A 23,117-nucleotide genomic window follows, 5' to 3' on the forward strand; every position below is an offset into this window, starting at 1 on the left:
CAAGTTTTAGGTGTCGGAATGTGCCCTGATCAGCCGACAGCGCGAAGTTCGTTGAGTCTGTGAATGCCCGCAGTGCCTGTCATACCGTCCCAGTTGTCGCCGCGTCCTTCTCGCCAGCCGTTAATCCAGGCTTGGCGTACCGACGGTAGAGTAAATGGGCAAAGCTCACGGGACTTGCCATTAACGCCATACTGATATCCGCGTAAAAACGCTTTTTCCAACGGATCACGCTTTAGTCTTCTCATAGGGTGTTTCCCTCACTTGTTGACTGCTTTATGTCCCGTCGACCTTCGTTGAGGTCGGGCAGATTGCTTCTGCCGTTGGTGCTCGCTGCCGGCGTCGCGAGCCTTGATGTTGACGCCGTTGCGGCGCCAACCTGTGTTGAGTTCTAACCAATAGGTCACAGCAAGTGAATGATCGTTTTGTCATAAGGACGTAAGGATAATGCTGTCCAGGCCATAAGCCTGGGGCGGTTTTGTATCGTGCCTGTCACGCAAAGCCCCCTGTGATCAGCCTCTCACTAGATGATGAGGTTAATGCTTTAGTGAGAATGTCGAACGGTTGCACTCAACTACTATTCGACGAAGGGTCGACTTATGTCATTTTGTTGCCCTGACTTTTTATCTGTCCCGGCCTCTAAGCTCTTTTGCCCTGCAAGAAAGCCAGCCTGCCGGGGTGGGACGGCGCAGTTTCGCGCCACACGAGCGCTCTTGAAGAAAAGCGCTTGATTGAAAACCGAACGGGCGATGCGTTGCCCGTTCACTTATTGCTAAAGGCCCTGGTATTCCCATGTCGGATCGTTACGAACTCTTCCTCACCTGTCCCAAAGGCCTTGAAGGCCTGCTGATCGAGGAAGCCGTCGGGCTTGGCCTTGAGCAAGCGCGTGAGCACACTTCTGCCGTGCGCGGCATGGCCGACATGGAGACAGCCTATCGCCTGTGCTTGTGGTCGCGCCTGGCCAACCGGGTGCTGCTGGTGCTCAAGCGCTTCCCGATGAAGGACGCCGAGGATCTCTACCACGGCGTGCTGGATGTCGACTGGCAGGACCACATGCTGGCCGACGGCACCCTGGCCGTGGAGTTCAGCGGCCATGGCTCGGGCATCGACAACACCCACTTCGGCGCCCTGAAGGTCAAGGACGCCATTGTCGACAAGCTGCGCACTCCGACCGGCGAGCGCCCTTCGGTGGACAAGCTCAACCCCGACCTGCGCATCCACCTGCGCCTGGACCGCGGCGAAGCCATCCTCTCCCTGGACCTCTCCGGCCACAGCCTGCACCAGCGCGGCTACCGCCTGCAGCAAGGCGCCGCGCCGCTCAAGGAAAACCTGGCGGCGGCGATCCTGATCCGTTCCGGCTGGCCGCGCATCGCTGCCGAAGGCGGCGCCCTGGCCGACCCGATGTGTGGCGTGGGTACCTTCCTGGTGGAGGCGGCGATGATCGCCGCGGACATCGCCCCCAATCTCAAGCGTGAACAATGGGGCTTCACCGCCTGGCTCGGCCACGTGCCGGCGCTGTGGCGCAAGCTGCACGACGAAGCGCTGGCCCGGGCCCAGGCCGGCCTGGCCAAGCCACCGCTGTGGATCCGCGGCTACGAAGCCGACCCGCGTCTGATCCAGCCCGGCCGCAACAACGTAGAGCGCGCCGGCCTGAGCGAGTGGATCAAGATCTACCAGGGCGAAGTGGGCACCTTCGAGCCGCGCCCGGACCAGAACCAGAAAGGCCTGGTGATCTGCAACCCACCCTACGGCGAGCGCCTGGGTGACGAAGCCAGCCTGCTGTACCTCTATCAGAACCTCGGCGAGCGCCTGCGCCAGGCCTGCCTGAACTGGGAAGCGGCGGTGTTCACCGGCGCCCCGGACCTGGGCAAGCGCATGGGCATCCGCAGCCATAAACAGTACTCGTTCTGGAACGGCGCCTTGCCCTGCAAGCTGCTGCTGATCAAGGTCCTGCCGGATCAGTTCGTCACCGGCGAGCGCCGCACCGCCGAGCAGCGCCAGGTGGAACGCGAGCAGGCCCAGGCCGCCGCGGACGAAGCACCCGTGCGCCAGTACAACAAGAATGGCAACCCGATCAAGCCGGCCCCGGCTCCTGCTCCCGTGGTCGAACAGGCGCGCCTGAGCGAGGGCGGGCAGATGTTCGCCAACCGCCTGCAAAAGAACCTCAAGCAACTGGGCAAGTGGACCAAGCGCGAGGGCATCGAGTGCTACCGTGTCTACGATGCCGACATGCCGGAATACTCCCTGGCCATCGACCTCTACCAGGATTGGGTGCACGTGCAGGAATACGCGGCGCCCAAATCGGTGGACCCGGAAAAGGCCCAGGCGCGTCTGTTCGATGCCCTGGCGGCGATTCCCCAGGCGTTGAATGTCGACAAGAGCCGGGTGGTGATCAAGCGTCGCGAGCGCCAGAGCGGCACCAAGCAGTACGAGCGCCAGAGTGCCCAGGGCCAGTTCACCGAAGTCCGTGAAGGCGGGATCAAGCTGCTGGTGAACCTTACCGACTACCTGGATACCGGGCTGTTTCTCGATCACCGGCCGATGCGCATGCGTATTCAGCAAGAGGCGGCGGGCAAGCGTTTCCTCAACCTGTTCTGCTACACCGCCACCGCCAGTGTGCACGCGGCCAAGGGCGGCGCGCGCAGCACCACCAGTGTCGACCTGTCGAAAACCTATCTGGACTGGGCACGCCGCAATTTCTCGCTCAACGGTTTCTCCGACAAGAACCGCCTGGAGCAGGGCGATGTGATGGCCTGGCTGGACAGTTGTCGTGACGAGTTCGACTTGATCTTCATCGACCCGCCGACCTTCTCCAACTCCAAGCGCATGGAAGGGGTGTTCGACGTGCAGCGTGACCAGGTGCAGTTGCTGGACCTGGCCATGGCACGCCTGGCGCCGGGGGGCGTGCTGTATTTCTCCAACAACTTCCGCAAGTTCCAGCTGGATGAAAACCTCGCCGCGCGCTACCAGATCGAGGAAATCACGGCGAAAACCATCGATCCGGATTTCGCCCGCAACGGCAAAATCCACCGTGCCTGGAAAGTCACTGCACGCTGATGGCCGGATATGTCCCCGAGGCCTGTTTTTTCAGGTTTCGGGGGCTGTTTAGCGCTGGTCAAATTAGTGGCTAATAGCTATAACTCACACTTGGTTCGGATGATGCCCAAACTCGCTGGCGTGATGAGTTCTGCTTATGCCTCTGCATGTTGTACGCCCGAAAATCCTGGGTTTCATAAGTGAAGAGGTATCTGCCTGGCTGGTGGCGGTGCTGGTCCTGGTTGCGGGCGGCATCCTCACCGGGCTCTTGGCCTGGTCCACCTACAGCCTGAACAAGCAGCAGGTGCGCCAGCGCTTCCAGTTGCTGGCCGGCGAACGCTACAGCCGCATCGAAGAACGCTTTCAAGACCAGGAACAACGCCTTGACGGCTTGCGGCGCTTCTTTGTCAATTCCGACCTGGTGACCCGCCAGGATTTCGATGGCTACGCCAAACCCTTGTTACGCCGCACCCAGGCCTATGCCTGGGCGCCTCTGGTGAGCCGCGCCCAGCGCCCGGGGTTCGAGCAGTCGATTCGCGATCAGGGGCTGCCGGGTTTTTCCATTTTGCAGTTGAATGCCACGGGCCAGATGGAGCCGGCCGGCGAGCACGATGACTACGCGCCGGTGCTGTACAGCCAGACCCAGAGCCCCCTGGGGTCGCCCCTGGGTTACGACCTCCTGGCTCAACCCCTGCGCCGAGCCACCCTGGAACGTGCTCGGGAACTCAATGGCCTGGCGGTCTCGCCGCCTTTGCAACTGGTGGCCGTGGACCAGGCCTATGCGCGAGGGGTGCTGCTGGCGGCGCCGGTCAGGCGCGCGCAGGATGCTTCCGGCCCCCAGGACCGGCCCTACGGTTATGTTCTGGCGATCATCAGCCTGCGGCAACTGGTGGCGGACGGCCTGCCGGTTCCTGCCAGCGATAACCTGTCGGTGCGGATTCTCGACCTGTCCACCGAGGGCCAGCACGAGGTGCTCTACGAGTCGAACAACCCGCCCATCAGCAGCGGCCTGACCGCCAGCCGCCTGCTGCGCCTGGCGGACCGGGACTATCAAGTGGACATCCGCCCCAGCGCGGCCTTCCTGCACGCCAACCATTCAGCCCTGGGTAGCCTGGTGATCCTTGGCGGCATGCTCAGCCTGCTGCTCAGCGCCTTGCTCTACGTCCTGGTCAGCCAGCGTCAGCGGGCTCTGGCCCTGGTGGAGCAGCGCACCGAGGAGCTGCGTAGCAGCGAGCAGGCGTTGCGCGGCACCCACAGTCAGTTGCGCTGCGTGCTCAATGCCGCCACTCAGGTAGCGATCATTGCCACCGACCTGCGCGGAGTGATCAGCACTTTCAATGCCGGGGCCGAGCAGATGCTCGGCTACAGCAGCAGTGAGGCGGTGGGGCACCTGACCCTGGAAAGCCTACACCTGCCCGAAGAGTTGGAAAGCTGGGCCCAGAGCCTCACCCAGCGTTACGGCAAAGCCATCCCGGTGTCCCAGGCGATGCTGGTGGAAGAGGGCATGGCCGGCGGGCATGAGGCCCGGGAATGGACCCTGGTACGGCGTGACGGTAGCCATCTGCAAGTCAACATGCTGGCTACCCCGGTGCTCGACGACCAGGGGTTGTGGATCGGCCATCTGGCCATCTGCATCGATATCACCGAACGCAAGCGCGTGCATGAAGCCCTGGCCGCCCGTGACCGCTTGCTGCAGCGGCTCAGCGCCCACGTTCCCGGCGGGATCTATCAGTTCAAGCTGGACGCCGACGGGCATACCAGTTTTCCCTATGCCAGCGATGGCCTGCGCGAGATCTACGAGATCGAGCCGCAACTGCTGCAGCAGGATGCCGAGGCGGCATTCGAGCGCATCCATCCTGAGGATGTGGAGCGGGTGCGTGAGTCGATCCGGGTTTCGGCGCAGCAGCTCAGTCCCTGGCGCGAGGAGTACCGGGTCTGCCTGCCGCAGCGGGGGGTGCGCTGGATGCGCGGCGCAGCGAGCCCGGAAAGCCTGCGGGGCGGCGGTGTGCTCTGGCACGGCTATATATCGGATATCTCCGATCTCAAGCGGGTCGAGGAGGAGCTGCGGGCATTGTCGGTCACCGACTCCCTGACCGGTATCCACAACCGGCGCTATTTCCAGGAGCGGCTACAGGCCGAGATGCACCGCGTGGAGCGAGGTGGTGGCGTCATGGCGGTGATCATGCTGGACATCGACCATTTCAAGCGGATCAACGATCAGTACGGTCACGGTGTGGGGGATCAGGTGCTGCGCGGGTTGTGCGAGCGCATCAGCCGGCGCCTGCGGCGCATCGACGTCTTCTGCCGTCTGGGGGGAGAGGAGTTCATGGTCCTGTGCCCGGACACCAGCGGCCAGCAAGCGCTGATTCTGGCGCAGGAGCTGTGGCACGGTGTGCGCAGTTCGCCGATCGGGGCGGTGGAGAGTGTCACCGCCAGTTTCGGTGTCGCCAGTTGGCGTGCGGGGGAGGGTGCAGATGAGCTGCTACTGCGGGCCGACTCTGCGGTCTATGCCGCCAAGCAGGCGGGGCGGGACCGGGTCCTGATGGAACAGCCGTGAACACTGGCGGCGCGCAAGGCTTGCCGCCGCCAGCGTCGCCGCTTACAGCACCGAAGCGCTGGTCGCCAGTTTCGGCTGGCGGTACAGGTCCAGCAGGACCTGGTCGAGCACCGAAGAGGCGCCGAATGGCCGTGGGTCGTTGAGGATTGCCACCACCGCCCAGGTATTGCCGTTGTCGTCGCGGCTGTAGCCGGCGATGGCGCGCACGGTGTTCAGGGTGCCGGTCTTGATGTGCGCCTCACCGGACATGGCGGTGCGCTTGAGGCGCTTGCGCATGGTGCCGTCCATGCCGGCGATCGGCATCGAGCTGATGAACTCGGCGGCGTAGGGGCTTTTCCACGCCGCTTGCAGCAGGCCGGCCATTTCCCGGGCACTGACCCGCTCGGCACGCGACAGGCCAGAACCGTTCTCCATCACCAGGTGCGGCGAGGTGATGCCTTTCTTCGCCAGCCATTGACGCACCACACGCTGGGCCGCCTTGGCGTCGTCGCCATCGGCTTCGTTGCGGTACTTGGCCCCCAGGCTCAGGAACAACTGCTGGGCCATGGTGTTGTTACTGTATTTGTTGATGTCGCGGATGATTTCCGCGAGGTCCGGGGAGAAGGCGCGGGCCAGGACCTTGGCATCCTTGGGTACCACGGCCAGGCGATCCTGGCCCTGGATGCTGCCGCCCAGCTCGCTCCAGATCGCCCGCACCGCGCCGGCGGTGTAGGTGGCGTGGTCCAGCAGCGACAGGTAAGTCTGGGAACTGCAACCGTCACCCAACTGACCGCCGACGGTCACGATCACGCTGCCATCGGCCTGGGTGACGGGGTTGTAGCGCACGTCTCCGGTGCACTGCTTGGTGTTGACCGCCTTGACCTGGTTGTCGATGCGGATCTTGGCGATCGGCGGCTCCACCGAAACCAGGACCCGCCCCGAGTCATTACGGGCGACGAAGCGCAGGGCCTTGAGGTTGACCATCAGGGCGTCCGGCTTGACCAGGAATGGCTTGTTCTCGTCGTTGCCATCGTCATTGAATTCCGGCAGTTGCGGCTGCACGAAGAAGTTGCGGTCCAGCACCAGATCGCCAGTGACTTGCTGTACGCCGTTGGCCCGCAGGTCACGCATCAGCAGCCAGAGCTTCTCCATGTTCAGTTTGGGGTCGCCGCCGCCCTTGAGGTACAGGTTGCCATTGAGGATGCCGCCGCTGAGGGTGCCGTCGGTGTAGAACTCGGTTTTCCATTGGTGGGTCGGGCCGAGCATTTCCAGGGCCGCGTAGGTGGTCACCAGTTTCATGGTGGAGGCCGGGTTCACCGATACGTCGGCGTTGAAGATGGTCGGGGTGCCGGGGCCGTTCAGGGGAATCATCACCAGGGACAGGGCGTTATCCGGAAGTTTGCTGGCTTTGAGGGCTTGCTGGACCTTGGGGGTCAGGGTGGTGTTGACCGGGGCCGCGGAAACGGGGAAGGCCAGGGGGAGAAAAACACTGGCCAGCAACAGAGGACGCAACGATTTGATCATATGAAATGGAACCCTGCAGTCGAGGGGAAAAAAGGCGAGGGCATGCAGATAAAATCCCTCAGTGGTCATGAAAGTGTCGGCATTATGCCCCAAGGTATAGCGGCTTGTGCCGTGCCACGGGCCGCTGGGGCAGTATTTTTTTTACCAATGGCAGGGTTGTATCCTCATAGAGTCAGGCAATCGCCTGCCTAAACTGGTAAAGTGCCGCCCGTTATTACTTATGAGGATTGTTCCATGGCCACTAACCGTTCCCGCCGTCTGCGCAAAAAACTCTGCGTAGATGAATTTCAGGAGCTGGGTTTTGAGCTGAACCTGGATTTCAAAGAAGGTCTGGCTGACGAAGCTATCGACGCTTTCCTCGACGCATTCCTCAAAGAAGCGATGGAAGCCAACGGCCTGGGCTATGTAGGCGGCGACGACTTCGGTCTGGTTTGCCTGAGCAAGCGCGGTTCCGTCAGCGAAGAGCAACGTGCCACCGTTGAAGCCTGGCTCAAGGCGCGCACCGAGCTGACCACCGTTGAAGTCAGCCCGCTGCTGGACGTGTGGTATCCGGACAACGCGATCAACCCAGTCGCGTGATGTCATGCATGAGCGACCCGTCCGGGTCGCTCATGCGTTGTTGCCCGAGGGCAACCTGCCGCTTTCCCCTTTGTATCCTTGCCTCTGCCACGGGCCAGCCCCGGGCGTTGTCGTGGGCGCCGTTCACCCGCAAGCCGGCGCGTAAGCGAGCGCCGGTCGGTGTAGAAGCCGGCTTGCCAGCGAAGCCCTTCAGGCGCTGCGCCAGTTCAGGATCATCAGGGTCACCACCCCGGCAACAATTCCCCAGAACGCCGAGCCGATGGAGAACAGCGTCAGCCCCGACGCCGTGACCATGAAGGTGATCAGCGCCGCTTCCCGTTCCTTCACTTCGCTCATGGCGATGCTCAGGCCGTTGATAATCGAGCCGAACAGCGCCAGGGCCGCGATGGACAGCACCAGCTCCTTGGGCAGGGCGGCGAACAGCGCCGCCAGGGTGGCGCCGAAGACCCCGGCGATGCCGTAGAAAATCCCGCACCACACCGCCGCGGTGTAGCGCTTGCTGTGATCCTCATGGGCATGGGGGCCGGTGCAGATGGCGGCACTGATGGCCGCCAGGTTGATGCCATGGGAGCCGAAGGGCGCCAGCAGCAGCGAGGCCAACCCGGTGGCGGTGATCAGCGGCGAAGCCGGGACGTTGTAGCCGTCGGCCCGCAGCACGGCGATCCCCGGCATGTTCTGCGAGGTCATGGCCACTACGAACAGCGGAATGCCGATGCTGATGGTGGCGGCCAGGGAGAAGTGCGGCGTGGTCCATACCGGGGTCGCCACTTCCAGGTGAAAGTCGCTGAAGTCCAGCAGGCCCATGGCCCCGGACAAGGCCGTACCGATCAGCAGCGCAGCCAGTACCGCATAGCGCGGCGACAGGCGCTTGACCACCAGGTAGGTGAGGAACATGCCCAGCACCAGGCCGGTGCGGTGCTGGGCGGCGACGAAGATTTCACTGCCGATCTTGAACAGGATCCCCGCCAGCAGGGCCGCCGCCAGGGACGCCGGGATCTTTTTCATCAGCCGCTCGAAGCTGCCTGTCAGGCCGCACAGGGTCACCAGCACGGCGCAGGTGATATAGGCGCCGATGGCTTCGCCGTAGGTCACTCCGGACAGGCTGGTGATCAGCAGGGCGGCGCCGGGGGTCGACCAGGCGATGGTGATGGGGGTGCGATAGCGCAGGGAGAGGCCGATGCTGCACACCGCCATGCCGATGGAAATGGCCCAGATCCACGAGGAAATCTGACCGCTGGTCAGCCCGGCGGCCTGCCCGGCCTGGAACATCAGCACCAGGGAACTGGTATAGCCGGTCATCATGGCGATGAAGCCGGCCACTATGGCAGACGGCGAAGTGTCGGCCAGAGGGCGTAGCTGCGCGGGAGTGGCATCGGACATTACTGCTGTTCCTTGTTCTTGAAAGACGCAAAAAACCACATCCGGCGCGCATTGATCGAGGCGGGCTCGAGCAATGGGCAAGTAATGAGGTTCAAGGTCCAAGCCTAAACTTAAAAGTAACTTTGCATTGCAATACAGCCGTGACTACAAATAGCCGTACAGTCGTTGAACAAGTCGCGGGCCCGACAACACTTTTTGCTAGTGATGGCCATGGGTTGTGTACAATGTGCCCCTGTTTTAACGCGATACTTGCCAACGACCCACCGTGGCGTATTAAAGTCACGCTGAAATCGCCGCAGTCCTCCCGACCCGAGTGCCCATGAACGAACAGTTGCAACCTCTCAAGAAACAACCGCGAGCAGGCAAAGCCGGTCGCAGCGGAACCCAGGACGATATTGTCTACGCGCACATCTTTGAGGCCATCCTCGAGCAGCGCCTGGCGCCGGGCACCAAATTGAGCGAAGAGGCGCTGGGGGAGATTTTCGGAGTCAGTCGGACCATCATCCGTCGCGCGCTGTCGCGCCTGGCCCATGAAGGCGTGGTCCTGCTGCGGCCCAACCGTGGCGCGGTCGTCGCCAGCCCGAGCGTCGAGGAAGCCCGCCAGGTATTTCTCGCCCGGCGCCTGGTGGAGCGGGCCATTACCGAACTGGCCGTGCAGCATGCCACTGCCGAGCAGTTGCTGGAGTTGCGGCAGATGGTCAACGAGGAACGCGACAGCTTTTCCCGCGGCGATCGTGGTGCCGGTATCCGCCTTTCCGGGGAGTTTCACCTGAAGCTGGCGGAAGCGGCGAAGAATGCCCCGCTGATCAGCTTCCAGCGCAGCCTGGTGTCCCAGACCTCGCTGATCATTGCCCAGTACGAAAGCGGCAACCGTTCGCACTGCTCCTACGATGAGCACACCCAACTGATCGATGCCATCGAAGCCCGGGACGGCGAGCTGGCGGTGAACCTGATGATGCACCACATGGACCACATCGACAGCAAGCTCAACCTCGACGAGGAAAGTGCCTCGGACGACCTGCATGCGGTGTTCTCGCACTTGCTGCAAACCAAGAAACCGGGGCGGCCAAGCGCCAAGCTCTAAGCTGCAAGCCTTGCGTTTCAAGCAATCCCTCGCTTCGTGTGCTGCACGGAGCGAGGGATTCTTGTTTCTGCGGCCCCTTGCCGGGCCTTGGCTTGGGCATTTTGTTGCGGTTTTTGTTTTAGATTGTATACAGTGCATGCTTCGAGGTGCATGGCCCGTCAGCAGTCGGCCAAGGCTCGCCTCTCGCCCTGCGAAAGGAGCCCGCGGCATGAGCGGCAGAACGCTACGTATTCATTCCTCCGCGATCCACTATTTCGACATGGTCCGGCGCTGCCGCTCGATCCGCGAGGCTGCCCGGCGCTTGAATGTCGCGTCCTCGGCAGTGAACCGGCAGATTCTCAAGATCGAGGACGAGATCGGCGCGCCGCTGTTCGAGCGCTTGCCCGGCGGCCTGCGCCTGACCATGGCCGGGGAGATTCTCAGCCGTCACGCCAACCTGGTGTTGCAGGACCTGGAGCGGGTGCGCCTGGAGTTCGACGCCTTGCGCGGCCTGAAAAGCGGCCACGTCGAGATCGCCACCGCCGAAGGTGCCACGGTGGATCTGCTGCCCTCGGTGCTCAAGCGCATGCGTGATCACTACCCGCAAGTGACCATCGGTGTGACCGTGCAGGGTTCTCAATCCATTCCCCAGGCCCTGATCAACAGCCGCGCCGACCTGGGCCTGGCCTTTGCTGTGCCACGGGCCGCGGAAATCCGCCAGTTGAGTGTCGGGCATTTCCGCCTCGGGGCGCTGGTCAGCCCGGACCACCCGCTGGCCGAGCGCGGCAGCGTCAATTTCGCCACCTGTGCCGAGCACGGGCTGATCCTGGCCAAGAGCGAGCTGTCGATCCATCACCTGCTGGCGCCGCTGCACAAGCGTCTGGGCCTGCTGGACAAACCGCCGCTGCAGAGCAACTCCATGGAGCTGGCGCGGCAGATGGCCCGGCACAACATGGGGGTGGCGTTCCAGACCCGGGTCGGGGTCGAGGCGGATCTGCAAAAGGGCGAGCTGTTGCATATTCCCCTGAGCGACCAGGGCGGCATCTACAGCGACCTGGGGCTCTACGCCCGCAGCGGGCGCGACCTGCCCAGCGCGGTGGAGGCGCTGGCGCATTTGCTCAGTGAGGAGATCGCTCTTCGCGAACGGGCCGAGCGCGCCTTCGGCCAGCCGGTGCTCTGAGTCCGGCCTCCTGGGCCTGTGTTGCCATTTCGGCAGCGCCCTGGTCGATATTCTGTGCTTTGGGCGCTGTAGCGCTTGTGTCGATACTGCGTGCGGTCGGCAGCCAGCGAAGCTGCCTAAAGCCACACCGCCACAGGACATAATAAAAATGAAAAAGGCACTACAAGGCGCAACCCTGCTGATGAGCATGATCGGAGCAGGGGAAGCGGCCGCCCTCGAGTGGATGAACAACAGCGTCGGCTTTCGATACGGCAAGGAGTTCACCAACCCGAACAACCCGCACTACATCAGCAAGCGCATCTACAGCTTCACCCACGCCAGCGGTTACCAGTACGGCAGCAACTACCTGCACCTGGATGTGCTGCTCTCCGACAACGACGACCCGCGCAAGGGCACCAACAAGGGCAGCAGCGAGGTCTACGGGGTCTATCGCCACCAGCTCTATTCCTCCCGGGTATTGGATACGCCGCTGAGCACCGGCCTGATTAAGGACTACGCGCTGACCATGGGTTTTGACGCCAGCCGCAACAACAACCTGGGGTCGGCGAAAAAGCGTGCCCTGGTCTTCGGCCCGACCCTGAAGTTCAACACCGTCGGGGTGCTGGACCTGAGCCTGCTGTACTACAAGGAAAACAACCACTCCGGGATCCCCGGGGCCAAGGACCCGGATCACACCTTCGACGACACCTACCTGCTCAACCTGGCCTGGATGCGACCTTTCGAAGTCGGCACCCACGCTGCGAAGTTCCAGGGGTTCGTCAACTACACCGGGGAGAAGGGCCACGACTACAACTACCGCGACACTGCCCCCGAAACCCTGATGCGTACCTCGTTGATGGTGGCGGTGCTGCCGGGCAAGAACGTCAAGCCCAACCTGTACCTGGGTGTCGGCTACGAGTACTGGCATAACAAGTTCGGGGTGGACGGCGGCCGTGGCAGCCGCACCTCGACACCGACCCTGAACATGGAAGTGACCTTCTAGGCTCCCCCGCAGTCCGGGCCTGGATCCAGGCAAAAAAATCCCCCGTACGCGTCTGGCGAACGGGGGATTTTCATTTTTCGGGGTTAGCGCTGGTGGACTTGCTGGCCGGCGGCAAAGGTCTGCAGCACGGTGCGATCGTCGCCCAGGGTCATCAGCACGAACAGGGTTTCGGCAATGCTGTTGGCTTGCTTGAGGCGGTAGCTGAGCAGCGGAGTGGCGTGGTAGTCGAGGACCAGAAAGTCGGCGTCGGTGCCCGGATGCAGGGTGCCGATCTTGTCTTCCAGGCGCAGGGCCCGGGCGCCGCCGAGGGTGGCCAGATACAGCGACTTGAACGGGCTCAGGCGCGCGCCTTGCAGTTGCATGACCTTGTAGGCCTCGTTGAGGGTCTGCAGCAGCGAGAAGCTGGTGCCGCCGCCGACGTCGGTGCCCAGGCCGACATTGAGCTTGTGCTTTTCCGCCATCGGCAGGTTGAACAGGCCGCTGCCGAGGAAGAAGTTCGAGGTCGGGCAGAAGGCCACGGCCGAACCGGTTTCAGCCAGGCGTGCGCATTCGTCGTCGCACAGGTGCACGCCGTGGGCGAACACCGAACGCTCGCCGAGCAACTGGTAGTGGTCGTACACGTCCAGGTACCCCTTGCGCTCCGGGAACAGCTCCTTGACCCATTGAATTTCCTGCAGGTTTTCACTGATGTGGGTCTGCATGTAGAGGTCGGGGTATTCGGTCAGCAACTGGCCGGCCAGGGTCAGTTGTTCCGGGGTGCTGGTGGGGGCGAAGCGCGGGGTGACTGCGTAGTGCAGGCGGCCCTTGCCGTGCCAGCGCTCGATCAGCGCCTTGCTTTCCTGGTAGCCGGATTCGGCGGTGTCGGTCAGGTAGTCCGGGGCGTTGCGGTCCATCATCACCTTGCCGGCGATCATCCGCAGGTCGAGCTTCTCGGCGGCGGCGAAGAAGGCATTGACCGACTGCGGATGCACGCTGCCGAACACCAGGGCGGTAGTGGTGCCGTTGCGCAGCAGTTCCTTGATGAAGATGTCCGCCACTTCATTGGCGTGATCCGGGTCGGCGAACTGGCTTTCGCAGGGGAAGGTGTAGGTGTTGAGCCAGTCCAGCAACTGCTCGCCATAGGCGCCCACCATGCCGGTCTGCGGCAGGTGGATATGGGTGTCGATGAAGCCCGGTGTGATCAGGGCATCGGGATAGTGCTCGACCTGCACCCCGGCGGGCAGCCCGGGCAGCAGTTCGCTGGCGTGGCCGAGGGCACTGATCCGGCCGTTTTCTACTACCAGCAGGCCGTCTTCGAAGTACTCATAGGAGGCTTCGATGCCGACTTCGGCCGGGTCGGCGATGCTGTGCAGGATGGCGGCACGGTAGGCTTTGCGAGTCAAAGGCATGGGGGATTCTCAGTGTGTGGCGTGTCAGTTTGCAGCCTGGCTGCGGCGTGATACCGGCAGCAGTTTGGCAATGGGTTCGGCACTGGCGCTGGGCTGGCCGAAATGGGCGTTATAGGTGGCGATGATCTCGCCGGCAATGGAGATGGCGATTTCCACAGGCAACTTGCCTTTGACTTCGCCGAGCCCCATCGGGCAGCGCATGCGCTGCAAGGTTTCGGCGTCGAAACCGCGGTCACGCAGGCGGTGTTCGAACTTGACCCGTTTGGTCTTCGAGCCGATCAGGCCGAAATAGGTGAAATCGTTGCGCTTGAGCAGGGCCGCGGTCAACTCCAGGTCCAGCTGGTGATTATGGGTCATGACGATGCAATAGCTGCCGGCGGGCAGGTTGTCGATTTCGTCCACCGGTTCTTCGCTGACGATCTTGCGTACTCCAGGGGGGATCTGCTCGGGAAACTCCTGCTCCCGGGAATCGATCCAGCGTACCCGGCAGGGCAGGCTGGCCAGCAGTGGCACCAGCGCGCGGCCGACATGCCCGGCACCGAATACGGCGATCTGCGCCTGCACCTGGCCCATGGGTTCGAACAGCAGCACTGTGGCACCGCCGCAGCACTGACCGAGGCTGGCGCCGAGGCTGAAGCGCTGCAGATGGGTCGCCTGTTTGCCGGCGGCGAGCATGTCCCGGGCGATCTGCATGGCCTTGTATTCCAGGTGCCCGCCGCCAATGGTGTCGAAGGCCTGGGTGGCGCTGACCACCATTTTCGAGCCGGCATTGCGCGGCGTCGAGCCGAGCTCCTCGATGATGGTCACCAGCACGCAGGGTTCACCCTGGGTCTGCAGGTCGGCGAGGGCGCTGATCCAGTTGTACATGTTCACCTCGACATCTTGGTTGTCTGTGTGGGCCTCTTCGTCGGCAAGCCGGCTCCTGCAGGAGCCGGCTTGCCGGCGCGGACCGTTACAGCGGCGCCAGCTCGGCTTGCGGGTCCGTGGTTCTGGTCACCTGCAAGCGGCGCATCTGCTCGCAGCCCCACAACACCCGTTCCGGAGTGGCCGGCGCATCGATCTGCGGCTGGTGGCGATAGTCGCCGAGGCTCGCCACCGCATCCTTGATCGCGCACCAGGCGGCGATACCCAGCATGAACGGCGGTTCGCCCACGGCCTTGGAATGGAACACCGTGTCTTCCGGGTTCTTGCGGTTTTCCACCAGCTTGACTCGCAGGTCCAGGGGCATGTCGGCCACTGCCGGGATCTTGTAGCTGGCCGGGCCGCAGGTCTCAAGCTTGCCCTTGGTGTTCCACACCAGCTCCTCGGTGGTCAGCCAGCCCATACCCTGGATGTAGCCGCCCTCGACCTGGCCGATGTCGATGGCCGGGTTCAGCGAGGCGCCGACGTCATGCAGGATGTCGGTGCGCAGCATCTTGTACTCGCCGGTCAGGGTGTCGACTATCACCTCGGCGCAGGCCGCGCCGAAGGCAAAGTAGTAGAACGGCCGGCCCCGGGCCTGGGCACGGTCGTAGTAGATTTTCGGGGTCTTGTAGAAGCCCGTGCTGGAGAGCGACACCTGGGCAAAATAGGCCTGCTGGATCAGTTCCTCGAAGGTCAGGATATGGTCACGGACCCGCACATGGCCGTTGTGGAATTCCACATCTTCTTCGCTGACCTGATACTTGCGCGCGGCAAATTCCACCAGGCGCGACTTGATGGTCTGCGCCGCGTTCTGCGCGGCCTTGCCGTTCAGGTCGGCACCACTGGAAGCGGCGGTGGGCGAGGTATTGGGCACCTTGTCGGTATTGGTGGCGGTGATCTGCACCCGGTCGATGTTCACCTGGAACACCTCGGCCACCACTTGCGCCACCTTGATGTTCAGTCCCTGGCCCATTTCGGTGCCGCCGTGGTTCAGGTGGATGCTGCCGTCGGTGTAGACATGGATCAGCGCGCCGGCCTGGTTGAGGAAGCTGGCGGTGAAGGAAATACCGAATTTCACCGGGGTCAGCGCCAGGCCCTTTTTCAGGATCGGGCTGTTGGCGTTGTACAGGCGAATGGCTTCGCGGCGCTCGGCGTACTGGCTGCTGGCTTCCAGTTCGGCGGTCATTTCCTCGAGCATGTTGTGCTCGACGGTCTGGTAGTAGTGGGTGACGTTGCGCTCGGTCTTGCCGTAGTAGTTGGCCTTGCGTACCGCCAGCGGGTCCAGGTGCAGATGGCGGGCGATGGCGTCCATCACCTCCTCGATGGCGACCATGCCCTGTGGGCCACCGAAGCCGCGATAGGCAGTGTTCGACGCAGTGTTGGTCTTGCAGCGGTGGCCGTTGATGGTGGCATCGCCCAGGTAGTACGAGTTGTCGGAGTGGAACATGGCACGGTCGACGATGGATGCCGAGAGGTCCGGTGAACAGCCGCAGTTGCCCGCCAGTTCCAGCTGGATGCCGTGCAGGCGCCCGCTGCTGTCGAAGCCCACGTCGTATTCGACGTAGAAAGGGTGGCGCTTGCCGGTCATCAGCATGTCTTCGACCCGTGGCAGGCGCATCTTCGTCGGCTGGCCGGTCAGGCGTGCCACCACCGCGCACAGGCAGGCGGGGCTCGCGGCCTGGGTTTCCTTGCCGCCGAAGCCGCCGCCCATGCGCCGCATGTCCACCACTATCTTGTTCATCGAGACGTCCAGCACTTCCGCCACCAGCTTCTGCACTTCGGTGGGGTTCTGGGTCGAGCAGTAGACGATCATGCCGCCGTCTTCGGTGGGCATCACCGAGGAAATCTGGGTTTCCAGGTAGAAGTGTTCCTGGCCGCCGATGTGCAGCGTGCCCTGGATGCGGTGCTCGGCACTGGCCAGGGCGCTGGCCGAGTCGCCGCGCTGGTGGGTGTGGCTGTCCAGCACGAAGTGGCGCTTGCGCAGGGCCTCGACCACGTCGAGCACCGGCTCCAGGTCTTCGTATTCGATGATCGCGGCCATGGCCGCCTTGCGCGCGGTTTCCAGGTCCCTGGCGGCCACCGCCAGCACCGGCTGGCCGACGAACTCCACGGTGTCGATGGCCAGCAGCGGGTCGCCGGGCAGCAGCGGGCCGATATCCTTGAGGCCGGGAATGTCCTCGTGGGTAATGGCGATGCGCACGCCTTCGAATGCGTAGCAGGGGGCGGTGTCGATGCTGATGACCTTGGCGTGGGCCCGGTCCGACAGTCGCGCGTAGACGTGCAACTGGTTGGGGAATTCCAGGCGGTCGTCGATGTACACCGCTTCGCCGGACACATGTTTGTCGGCGCTGTCGTGCTTGACGCTGCGGCCGACGCCGCTGGTCAGGTCCTGGTGAAACAGGGCCGTGAGTTCGGCCTGGGTCTTCTCGACCTTGTGATGATTAGACATAAGCGGTCACCCGGGTCTCGATGTGCGGTGCATGCAGTTCGATGAAGTATTTGCGCAGCAGGTTCTGCGCGCTCAGCAGGCGGTATTCCTTGCTGGCGCGAAAATCCGAGAGCGGGGTGAAGTCTTCTGCCAGGGCGGCGCAGGCCCGCTCGATGCTCGATTGATTCCAGGGCGCGCCGATCAGTGCGGCTTCGCAGCTCTTGGCGCGCTTGGGGATCGCCGCCATGCCGCCGAAGGCGATGCGCGCATCGCTGACCACGCCGTTGTCGATGCGCAGGTTGAAAGCCGCGCAGACCGCGGAAATGTCGTCGTCCAGGCGCTTGGAGACCTTGTAGGCGCGGAACAGCCGTTCGGCGCTGGCCCGGGGCACGATGATCTTCTCGATGAACTCGCTTTCCTGGCGGGCGGTGACCCGGTAATCGATGAAATAGTCTTCCAGGGCCAGGGTGCGGCGCACTTCGCCCTTGCACAGGACGATCTGCGCGCCCAGGGCAATCAGCAGCGGCGGCGAGTCGCCGATAGGCGAGGCGTTGCCGATGTTGCCGCCCAGGGTGCCCTGGTTGCGGATCTGCAGCGAGGCGAAGCGCTGCAGCAGTTCGCCGAAGTCCGGGTACTCGGCGCGCAGGGCGTCGTAGCAGTCGGTGAGGGCGGTGGCGGCGCCGATTTCCAGGCGATCGTCGAAGTGCTCGATGCGCTTCATCTGGGCAATGTTGCCGACGTAGATCATCACCGGCAGGGTGCGGTGGAACTGGGTCACCTCCAGGGCCAGGTCGGTGCCGCCGGCCAGCAGCCGGGCTTGCGGGTAGGCGTCATAAAGGTCGGCCAGATCGGCCACCGTCAGCGGCACCAGGCAGCGCTTGTCGCCACTGTTGAGCTCACCGGTGTCCTTGGGCGCAATGGCCTTGAGGCGGCTGATGGTCTCGGCCTGGCGCGCATCGAACTGATCGCTCTGCCCACCGCAGCAGGCCTGCTCGGCGGCGGCGAGGATCGGCCGGTAGCCAGTGCAGCGGCAGAGGTTGCCGGCCAGGGCTTCATGGGCCTTGTGGGCGTCGGGCTGGCTGCTGTTTTTCTGCAGGGCGAACAGCGACATGACGAAGCCCGGGGTGCAGAAGCCGCACTGCGAGCCGTGGCAGTCGACCATGGCCTGCTGCACGCTGTGCAGTTGCCCCTGGTGCTTGAGGCCTTCGACGCTGATCAGGTGCTTGCCGTGCAGGGAGGAAACGAAGGTCAGGCACGAGTTGAGGCTGCGATAGCGAATGCTTTCGCCGCCTTGCGCATCCGTCTGCAACTCGCCCACCACCACGGTGCAGGCGCCGCAGTCGCCGCTGGCGCAGCCTTCCTTGGTGCCGGGCTTGCCCAGGTGCTCGCGCAGATAGTTGAGCACGGTCAGGTTGGGGTCCAGGGCATGCTCGCTACGGAGTTCCTGGTTGAGTAAAAACTGGATCACGGAAGGCCTCGCAGACTCATTATTGTTGTTAACCGACGTCAGCCGAATTTAGTCATGTCTGACTTTTCGGTCAATGATTTTCTGACTTCAAGGTCAGGAAATTTTCGACTCCAACAATTCAAGTATGAACGGCTATGGAAAATTGCTCGGATCACGGTCAATTTGCTTATTTCGTGCCAAATTCCGCCCCTTGGGCACTCCGCGATGAAGTGGCAATTGCGCTACACTGCGCGGCTTGTGCCGATTAAAGATTTTGAAGGAAAACCATGACGTTCAAGGCGCCGGACAGCCTCGCCGAGCAAATTGCTCACCACCTCGCCGAACGTATCATTCGCGGGGATCTCAAGCCTGGGGAGCGCATTCAGGAACAGAAGGTCACCTTGGCCCTCAATGTCAGCCGTGGTTCGGTCCGCGAGGCCTTGCTGATTCTCGAGCGCCGCCATCTGATCGCCATCCTGCCGCGCCGTGGTGCCCACGTGACCGAGCTCACCGAGCACAAGGTCCGCAGCCTGTGCACGCTGATGAGCGAGCTGTACATCCTGCTGGGCAACTCGGTGGCCAGCGGCTGGACACAGCAGAGCGACATGACGCCATTCCTGCAGATCCAGCAGCGCCTGGAGAGTGCCTACGAACGCCAGGACATCCGCGCCTTCGTCGAAGACAGCTTCAGCGTGATGCGCGCGGCCTATCCGTTCGCCAACAACCCCTACCTGCAGGAGACTGTCGAGAACCTGCAGCCGGCCATGAGCCGCGCCTATTACCTGGCGCTGGACCAGCGCAAGGCGTCCATGAGCGAGTACCTGGCGTTGTTCGAGCAATTGCTGGCCGCGGTATTGGCCCGTGACCTGGTGCAGATCCGCCAGGTGCTGACGGCCTACGCCGAGCGCAGCAGCGATCTGGTGGTATCTGCGTTGGCGGATGCGTAAACGTGCGACTCAAGTGCATCAAGCTGGCGGGGTTCAAGTCCTTCGTCGATCCGACCACGGTGAACTTCCCCAGTAACATGGCGGCGGTGGTCGGGCCCAATGGCTGCGGCAAGTCGAACATCATCGACGCCGTGCGCTGGGTCATGGGCGAAAGTTCGGCGAAGAACCTGCGCGGCGAGTCGATGACCGACGTCATCTTCAATGGCTCCACCAGCCGCAAGCCGGTGAGCCAAGCCAGCATCGAACTGGTGTTCGACAACTCCGATGGCACCCTGGTGGGCGAGTACGCCGCCTATGCGGAAATTTCCATTCGCCGCAAGGTGACCCGCGACAGCCAGAACAGTTATTTCCTCAACGGCGCCAAATGTCGCCGTCGGGATATCACCGACATCTTCCTCGGCACCGGCCTGGGGCCACGCAGCTACTCGATCATCGAGCAGGGCATGATCTCCAAGCTGATCGAAGCCAAGCCCGAGGATTTGCGCAACTTCATCGAGGAAGCCGCGGGCATCTCCAAGTACAAGGAGCGCCGGCGCGAGACGGAAAACCGCATCCGCCGCACTCACGAGAACCTCGCCCGCCTGACCGACCTGCGCGAAGAGCTGGAGCGTCAGCTCGAACGCTTGCATCGCCAGGCCCAGGCCGCCGAGAAGTATCAGGAGTACAAGGCCGAGGAGCGCCAGCTCAAGGCGCAACTGTCGGCCCTGCGCTGGCAGGCCCTGAATGAGCAGGTGGGCCAGCGCGAGTCGGTGATCGGTAGCCAGGAAGTCAGCTTCGAGGCCCTGGTGGCCGAGCAGCGCAACGCCGATGCCGCCATCGAACGCTTTCGCGACGGGCACCACGAGCTCTCCGAACGCTTCAATCTGGTGCAGGGGCGCTTCTATTCGGTGGGCGGTGACATCGCCCGGGTCGAGCAGAGCATCCAGCATGGCCAGCAGCGCCTGCGGCAGTTGCAGGACGACCTCAAGGAAGCCGAGCGCGCGCGCCTGGAAACCGAGTCGCACCTGGGGCACGACCGCACCTTGCTGGCGACCCTGGGGGAAGAGCTGGCGATGCTCGAACCCGAGCAGGAAGTCACCGCCGCTGCGGCCGAAGAAGCCGCCGCAACCCTGGAAGAAGCCGAAACCACCATGCACGGCTGGCAGGAGCAGTGGGACGCCTTCAACCTGAGTTCCGCGGAACCGCGGCGCCAGGCGGAAGTGCAGCAGTCACGCATCCAGCAGCTCGAAGGCAGCATGGAGCGGCTGTCCGAGCGCCAGCGGCGTCTGGGGGAGGAGCGCGAGTTGCTTTCGGCCGACCCGGAAGACGCTGCGATCCTCGAACTCAACGAACAACTGGCCGCCAGTGAGGCGACCCTGGAAGACCTGCAAGCCAGCGAGGAGTCCCAGGTCGAGCGCCTGGAACAACTGCGCCAGCAATTGCAGCAGGCGACCCAGGCACAGCAGCAGGCCCAGGGTGAATTGCAGCGCCTCAATGGCCGGCTGGCCTCCCTGGAAGCCTTGCAGCAGGCCGCGCTGGACCCCGCTACTGGCACCGCCGAGTGGTTGCGTGAGCAGCAGTTGGCCGAGCGCCCGCGCCTGGCCGATGGCATGCATGTGGAAGCGGGCTGGGAGCTGGCGGTGGAAACCGTGCTTGGCGCCGATCTGCAGGCGGTGCTGGTGGACGATTTTACCGGCCTTGACCTCGCGGGTTTCCAGCAAGGTGATCTGCGCCTGCTGAGCCAGCAAGGCGATGCAATGCGCATCCCCGGCAGCCTGCTGGACAAGGTGGAATCCACGGTGGATCTGTCGCCTTGGCTGGGTCAGGTCAAACCGGTGGAAAACCTCGAGCAGGCCCTGGCCCTGCGTGGGCAACTGGCTGCCGGACAGAGCCTGATCAGCCGCGATGGGTATTGGGTCGGCCGGCATTTTTTACGGGTGCGCCGCGCCAGCGAAGCGGAAAGCGGCGTGCTGGCCCGGGGCCAGGAAATCCAGCAATTGACCCAGGAGCGCGATGAGCGCGAAGCCAGTGTCGAGGCCCTGGAAAGCCAGTTGCTCAACCTGCGGGCCCAGCAGCGCCAGCAGGAGAACGGTCGCGAGCATCTGCGCCGTCTGCTGCAGGACGAAGCCCGCCAGCAAGGTGAGCTGAAGGCCAAGCTGTCTGCCGGCAAGGCCAAGGCCGAACAACTGACCTTGCGGCGTACCCGTCTCGATGAAGAGCTGGTGGAGCTTGGCGAACAGCGTGAGCTGGAACACGAACAGATTGGGGAGGCGCGCCTGCAATTGCAGGACGCTCTCGACAGCATGGCCCTGGACACCGAGCAGCGTGAGCTGCTACTGGCCCAGCGCGACAGCCTGCGCGAGCGTCTTGACCGGGTGCGCCAGGAAGCGCGCCAGCACAAGGATCACGCCCACCAGTTGGCAGTGCGCATGGGCTCGCTCAAGGCCCAGCACGATTCCACCCGGCAGGCTCTGGAGCGTCTGGAGCTGCAATCCGAGCGTCTGACCGAGAAGCGCGAACAACTCAGCCTCAACCTGGAGGAGGGCGAGGCGCCATTGGAAGAGTTGCGTCTGAAGCTCGAAGAGCTGCTGGAAAAGCGCATGACCGTGGATGTGGAGCTCAAGACCGCGCAGATCGCCCTGGAAGATGCCGACCGCGAATTGCGCGATGCCGAGAAGCGCCGCAACCAGGCCGAGCAGCAGTCGCAGTTGATTCGTGGCCAGTTGGAGCAGCAGCGCATGGAATGGCAAGCCCTGACCGTGCGCCGCAAGACCTTGCAGGAGCAACTGCTGGCCGACGGCTACGACCTGGACGGCGTGCTGGCGACCCTGACCGCAGAAGCCAGCGAGCAGGCCGCCGAAGAGGAGCTGGAACGGATTGCCGCACGGATCCAGCGCCTTGGCGCAATCAACTTGGCGGCCATCGACGAGTATCAGCAGCAGTCCGAGCGCAAGCGCTATCTGGATGCCCAGGATGCCGACCTGGTGGAGGCCCTGGAAACCCTGGAGAACGTGATCCGCAAGATCGACAAGGAAACCCGTAATCGATTCAAAGATACCTTTGATCAGATCAACGGCGGTTTGCAGGCACTCTTTCCAAAAGTTTTCGGTGGCGGCAGCGCTTATTTGGAACTGACGGGCGAAGATCTACTCGATACAGGGGTAACGATCATGGCGCGTCCTCCGGGCAAGAAGAACAGCACCATTCATTTGCTCTCCGGTGGCGAAAAGGCATTGACCGCATTGGCCCTGGTATTTGCCATCTTCAAGTTGAACCCGGCGCCGTTCTGCATGCTCGACGAAGTTGACGCACCGCTGGATGACGCTAACGTTGGACGCTACGCGAGATTGGTTAAAGAGATGTCGCAGACCGTGCAGTTCATCTATATCACCCACAACAAGATCGCCATGGAAATGGCTGATCAGTTGATGGGGGTAACGATGCACGAACCCGGTTGTTCGCGCCTGGTAGCCGTGGATGTCGAGGAGGCGATGGCGATGGTGGACGCTTGAGTCCGGGCGACTGAGGCGACTGTAGGGGGGATTTTTTCCATTACCCTGCTGGCCAATCGATATATTGGCCCTAGCCGTTGCGACAGACGGTGTAAAGTTGCCTTTGGTCGTGCTAGTTTAATGTCAATTTTTCCTATGCGTGGGCAAAACGCCATTCAGAACATAGAGTTGGCGCCACGTTTTAAAGCGGTTTGCAGATTGTAAACCCCTTATTTTTCAGCATTTTTTATAGAGGC

At 63.0% G+C, this 23,117-nt stretch carries 15 protein-coding genes; 8 read left to right on the top strand and 7 right to left on the bottom strand.

What is annotated here, in order from left to right; all coding sequences use genetic code 11:
- Positions 1-29 precede the first annotated feature (29 nt).
- A complete protein-coding gene (locus ABCR88_RS10165) occupies positions 30-245 on the bottom strand; it encodes a ribosome modulation factor (RefSeq protein WP_015634760.1) in 216 nt (71 codons plus the stop codon).
- Positions 246-789: 544 nt separating this feature from the next.
- Here ABCR88_RS10165 and rlmKL point away from each other — a divergent pair.
- Positions 790-3,054, top strand: a complete 2,265-nt coding sequence (gene rlmKL / locus ABCR88_RS10170; RefSeq protein WP_041116870.1) for a bifunctional 23S rRNA (guanine(2069)-N(7))-methyltransferase RlmK/23S rRNA (guanine(2445)-N(2))-methyltransferase RlmL — start codon at positions 790-792, stop codon at positions 3,052-3,054.
- Positions 3,055-3,190: 136 nt separating this feature from the next.
- Positions 3,191-5,590, top strand: coding sequence for a diguanylate cyclase (locus ABCR88_RS10175; RefSeq protein ID WP_350023798.1), 2,400 nt, complete (start codon positions 3,191-3,193; stop codon positions 5,588-5,590).
- 42 nt (positions 5,591-5,632) lie between these two features.
- Here ABCR88_RS10175 and dacB read toward each other — a convergent pair whose 3' ends face one another.
- Complete coding sequence (gene dacB / locus ABCR88_RS10180; RefSeq protein ID WP_015634763.1) at positions 5,633-7,093, bottom strand: D-alanyl-D-alanine carboxypeptidase/D-alanyl-D-alanine-endopeptidase; 1,461 nt, start codon at positions 7,091-7,093, stop codon at positions 5,633-5,635.
- Between the two features lie 234 nt (positions 7,094-7,327).
- Between dacB and ABCR88_RS10185 the strand changes: the two genes are divergently transcribed.
- On the top strand, positions 7,328-7,672 hold the full coding sequence (locus tag ABCR88_RS10185; protein WP_011060201.1) for a YggL family protein: 345 nt from the start codon (positions 7,328-7,330) through the stop codon (positions 7,670-7,672).
- A 189-nt stretch (positions 7,673-7,861) separates the two neighbouring features.
- Here ABCR88_RS10185 and ABCR88_RS10190 read toward each other — a convergent pair whose 3' ends face one another.
- Positions 7,862-9,052, bottom strand: coding sequence for a benzoate/H(+) symporter BenE family transporter (locus ABCR88_RS10190; RefSeq protein ID WP_236186829.1), 1,191 nt, complete (start codon positions 9,050-9,052; stop codon positions 7,862-7,864).
- Between the two features lie 319 nt (positions 9,053-9,371).
- On the opposite strand from ABCR88_RS10190, the gene ABCR88_RS10195 reads away from it, so the two are divergent.
- The 3 genes from ABCR88_RS10195 (at position 9,372) to ABCR88_RS10205 (ending at position 12,277) form a co-directional block, all read left to right on the top strand.
- Positions 9,372-10,136, top strand: coding sequence for a GntR family transcriptional regulator (locus ABCR88_RS10195; protein WP_011060203.1), 765 nt, complete (start codon positions 9,372-9,374; stop codon positions 10,134-10,136).
- Positions 10,137-10,344: 208 nt separating this feature from the next.
- Positions 10,345-11,295, top strand: coding sequence for a LysR family transcriptional regulator (locus ABCR88_RS10200; RefSeq protein WP_015634765.1), 951 nt, complete (start codon positions 10,345-10,347; stop codon positions 11,293-11,295).
- A 148-nt stretch (positions 11,296-11,443) separates the two neighbouring features.
- Positions 11,444-12,277 (top strand): nucleoside-binding protein, encoded by an 834-nt coding sequence (locus ABCR88_RS10205; RefSeq protein WP_350404484.1) that lies wholly within the window; start codon positions 11,444-11,446, stop codon positions 12,275-12,277.
- An 83-nt stretch (positions 12,278-12,360) separates the two neighbouring features.
- On the opposite strand, the gene guaD is transcribed toward ABCR88_RS10205, so the two are convergent.
- The 4 genes from guaD to xdhA all read right to left on the bottom strand — a co-directional run bounded on the left by guaD (position 12,361) and on the right by xdhA (position 18,464).
- Positions 12,361-13,665, bottom strand: a complete 1,305-nt coding sequence (gene guaD, locus ABCR88_RS10210; RefSeq protein WP_041116876.1) for a guanine deaminase — start codon at positions 13,663-13,665, stop codon at positions 12,361-12,363.
- 24 nt (positions 13,666-13,689) lie between these two features.
- Positions 13,690-14,532, bottom strand: coding sequence for a xanthine dehydrogenase accessory protein XdhC (gene xdhC, locus ABCR88_RS10215; protein ID WP_011060207.1), 843 nt, complete (start codon positions 14,530-14,532; stop codon positions 13,690-13,692).
- An 85-nt stretch (positions 14,533-14,617) separates the two neighbouring features.
- Complete coding sequence (gene xdhB / locus ABCR88_RS10220; protein WP_041116878.1) at positions 14,618-17,017, bottom strand: xanthine dehydrogenase molybdopterin binding subunit; 2,400 nt, start codon at positions 17,015-17,017, stop codon at positions 14,618-14,620.
- Complete coding sequence (gene xdhA, locus ABCR88_RS10225) at positions 17,010-18,464, bottom strand: xanthine dehydrogenase small subunit (protein ID WP_019095887.1); 1,455 nt, start codon at positions 18,462-18,464, stop codon at positions 17,010-17,012. Before xdhA ends, xdhB begins: the two co-directional genes overlap by 8 nt.
- A gap of 266 nt (positions 18,465-18,730) precedes the next feature.
- Here xdhA and ABCR88_RS10230 point away from each other — a divergent pair, with 266 nt between their 5' ends.
- Complete coding sequence (locus ABCR88_RS10230; RefSeq protein WP_011060210.1) at positions 18,731-19,390, top strand: GntR family transcriptional regulator; 660 nt, start codon at positions 18,731-18,733, stop codon at positions 19,388-19,390.
- A 2-nt stretch (positions 19,391-19,392) separates the two neighbouring features.
- Positions 19,393-22,881, top strand: a complete 3,489-nt coding sequence (smc, locus tag ABCR88_RS10235; protein ID WP_053157085.1) for a chromosome segregation protein SMC — start codon at positions 19,393-19,395, stop codon at positions 22,879-22,881.
- Positions 22,882-23,117: the final 236 nt, after the last annotated feature.

This window comes from Pseudomonas sp. W17 (assembly GCF_040268305.1).
GTDB lineage: Bacteria > Pseudomonadota > Gammaproteobacteria > Pseudomonadales > Pseudomonadaceae > Aquipseudomonas > Aquipseudomonas protegens.

What these genes read in the sequence shown, in the direction of transcription:
- ABCR88_RS10195 (WP_011060203.1), top strand. Translation starts at nt 9,372, where the DNA reads ATGAACGAACAGTTGCAACCTCTCAAGAAACAACCGCGAGCAGGCAAA.
- ABCR88_RS10165 (WP_015634760.1), bottom strand. Translation starts at nt 245, where the DNA reads ATGAGAAGACTAAAGCGTGATCCGTTGGAAAAAGCGTTTTTACGCGGA.
- ABCR88_RS10200 (WP_015634765.1), top strand. Translation starts at nt 10,345, where the DNA reads ATGAGCGGCAGAACGCTACGTATTCATTCCTCCGCGATCCACTATTTC.
- rlmKL (WP_041116870.1), top strand. Translation starts at nt 790, where the DNA reads ATGTCGGATCGTTACGAACTCTTCCTCACCTGTCCCAAAGGCCTTGAA.
- xdhC (WP_011060207.1), bottom strand. Translation starts at nt 14,532, where the DNA reads ATGTACAACTGGATCAGCGCCCTCGCCGACCTGCAGACCCAGGGTGAA.
- dacB (WP_015634763.1), bottom strand. Translation starts at nt 7,093, where the DNA reads ATGATCAAATCGTTGCGTCCTCTGTTGCTGGCCAGTGTTTTTCTCCCC.
- guaD (WP_041116876.1), bottom strand. Translation starts at nt 13,665, where the DNA reads ATGCCTTTGACTCGCAAAGCCTACCGTGCCGCCATCCTGCACAGCATC.
- ABCR88_RS10185 (WP_011060201.1), top strand. Translation starts at nt 7,328, where the DNA reads ATGGCCACTAACCGTTCCCGCCGTCTGCGCAAAAAACTCTGCGTAGAT.
- ABCR88_RS10190 (WP_236186829.1), bottom strand. Translation starts at nt 9,052, where the DNA reads ATGTCCGATGCCACTCCCGCGCAGCTACGCCCTCTGGCCGACACTTCG.
- ABCR88_RS10230 (WP_011060210.1), top strand. Translation starts at nt 18,731, where the DNA reads ATGACGTTCAAGGCGCCGGACAGCCTCGCCGAGCAAATTGCTCACCAC.
- ABCR88_RS10175 (WP_350023798.1), top strand. Translation starts at nt 3,191, where the DNA reads ATGCCTCTGCATGTTGTACGCCCGAAAATCCTGGGTTTCATAAGTGAA.
- ABCR88_RS10205 (WP_350404484.1), top strand. Translation starts at nt 11,444, where the DNA reads ATGAAAAAGGCACTACAAGGCGCAACCCTGCTGATGAGCATGATCGGA.
- xdhB (WP_041116878.1), bottom strand. Translation starts at nt 17,017, where the DNA reads ATGTCTAATCATCACAAGGTCGAGAAGACCCAGGCCGAACTCACGGCC.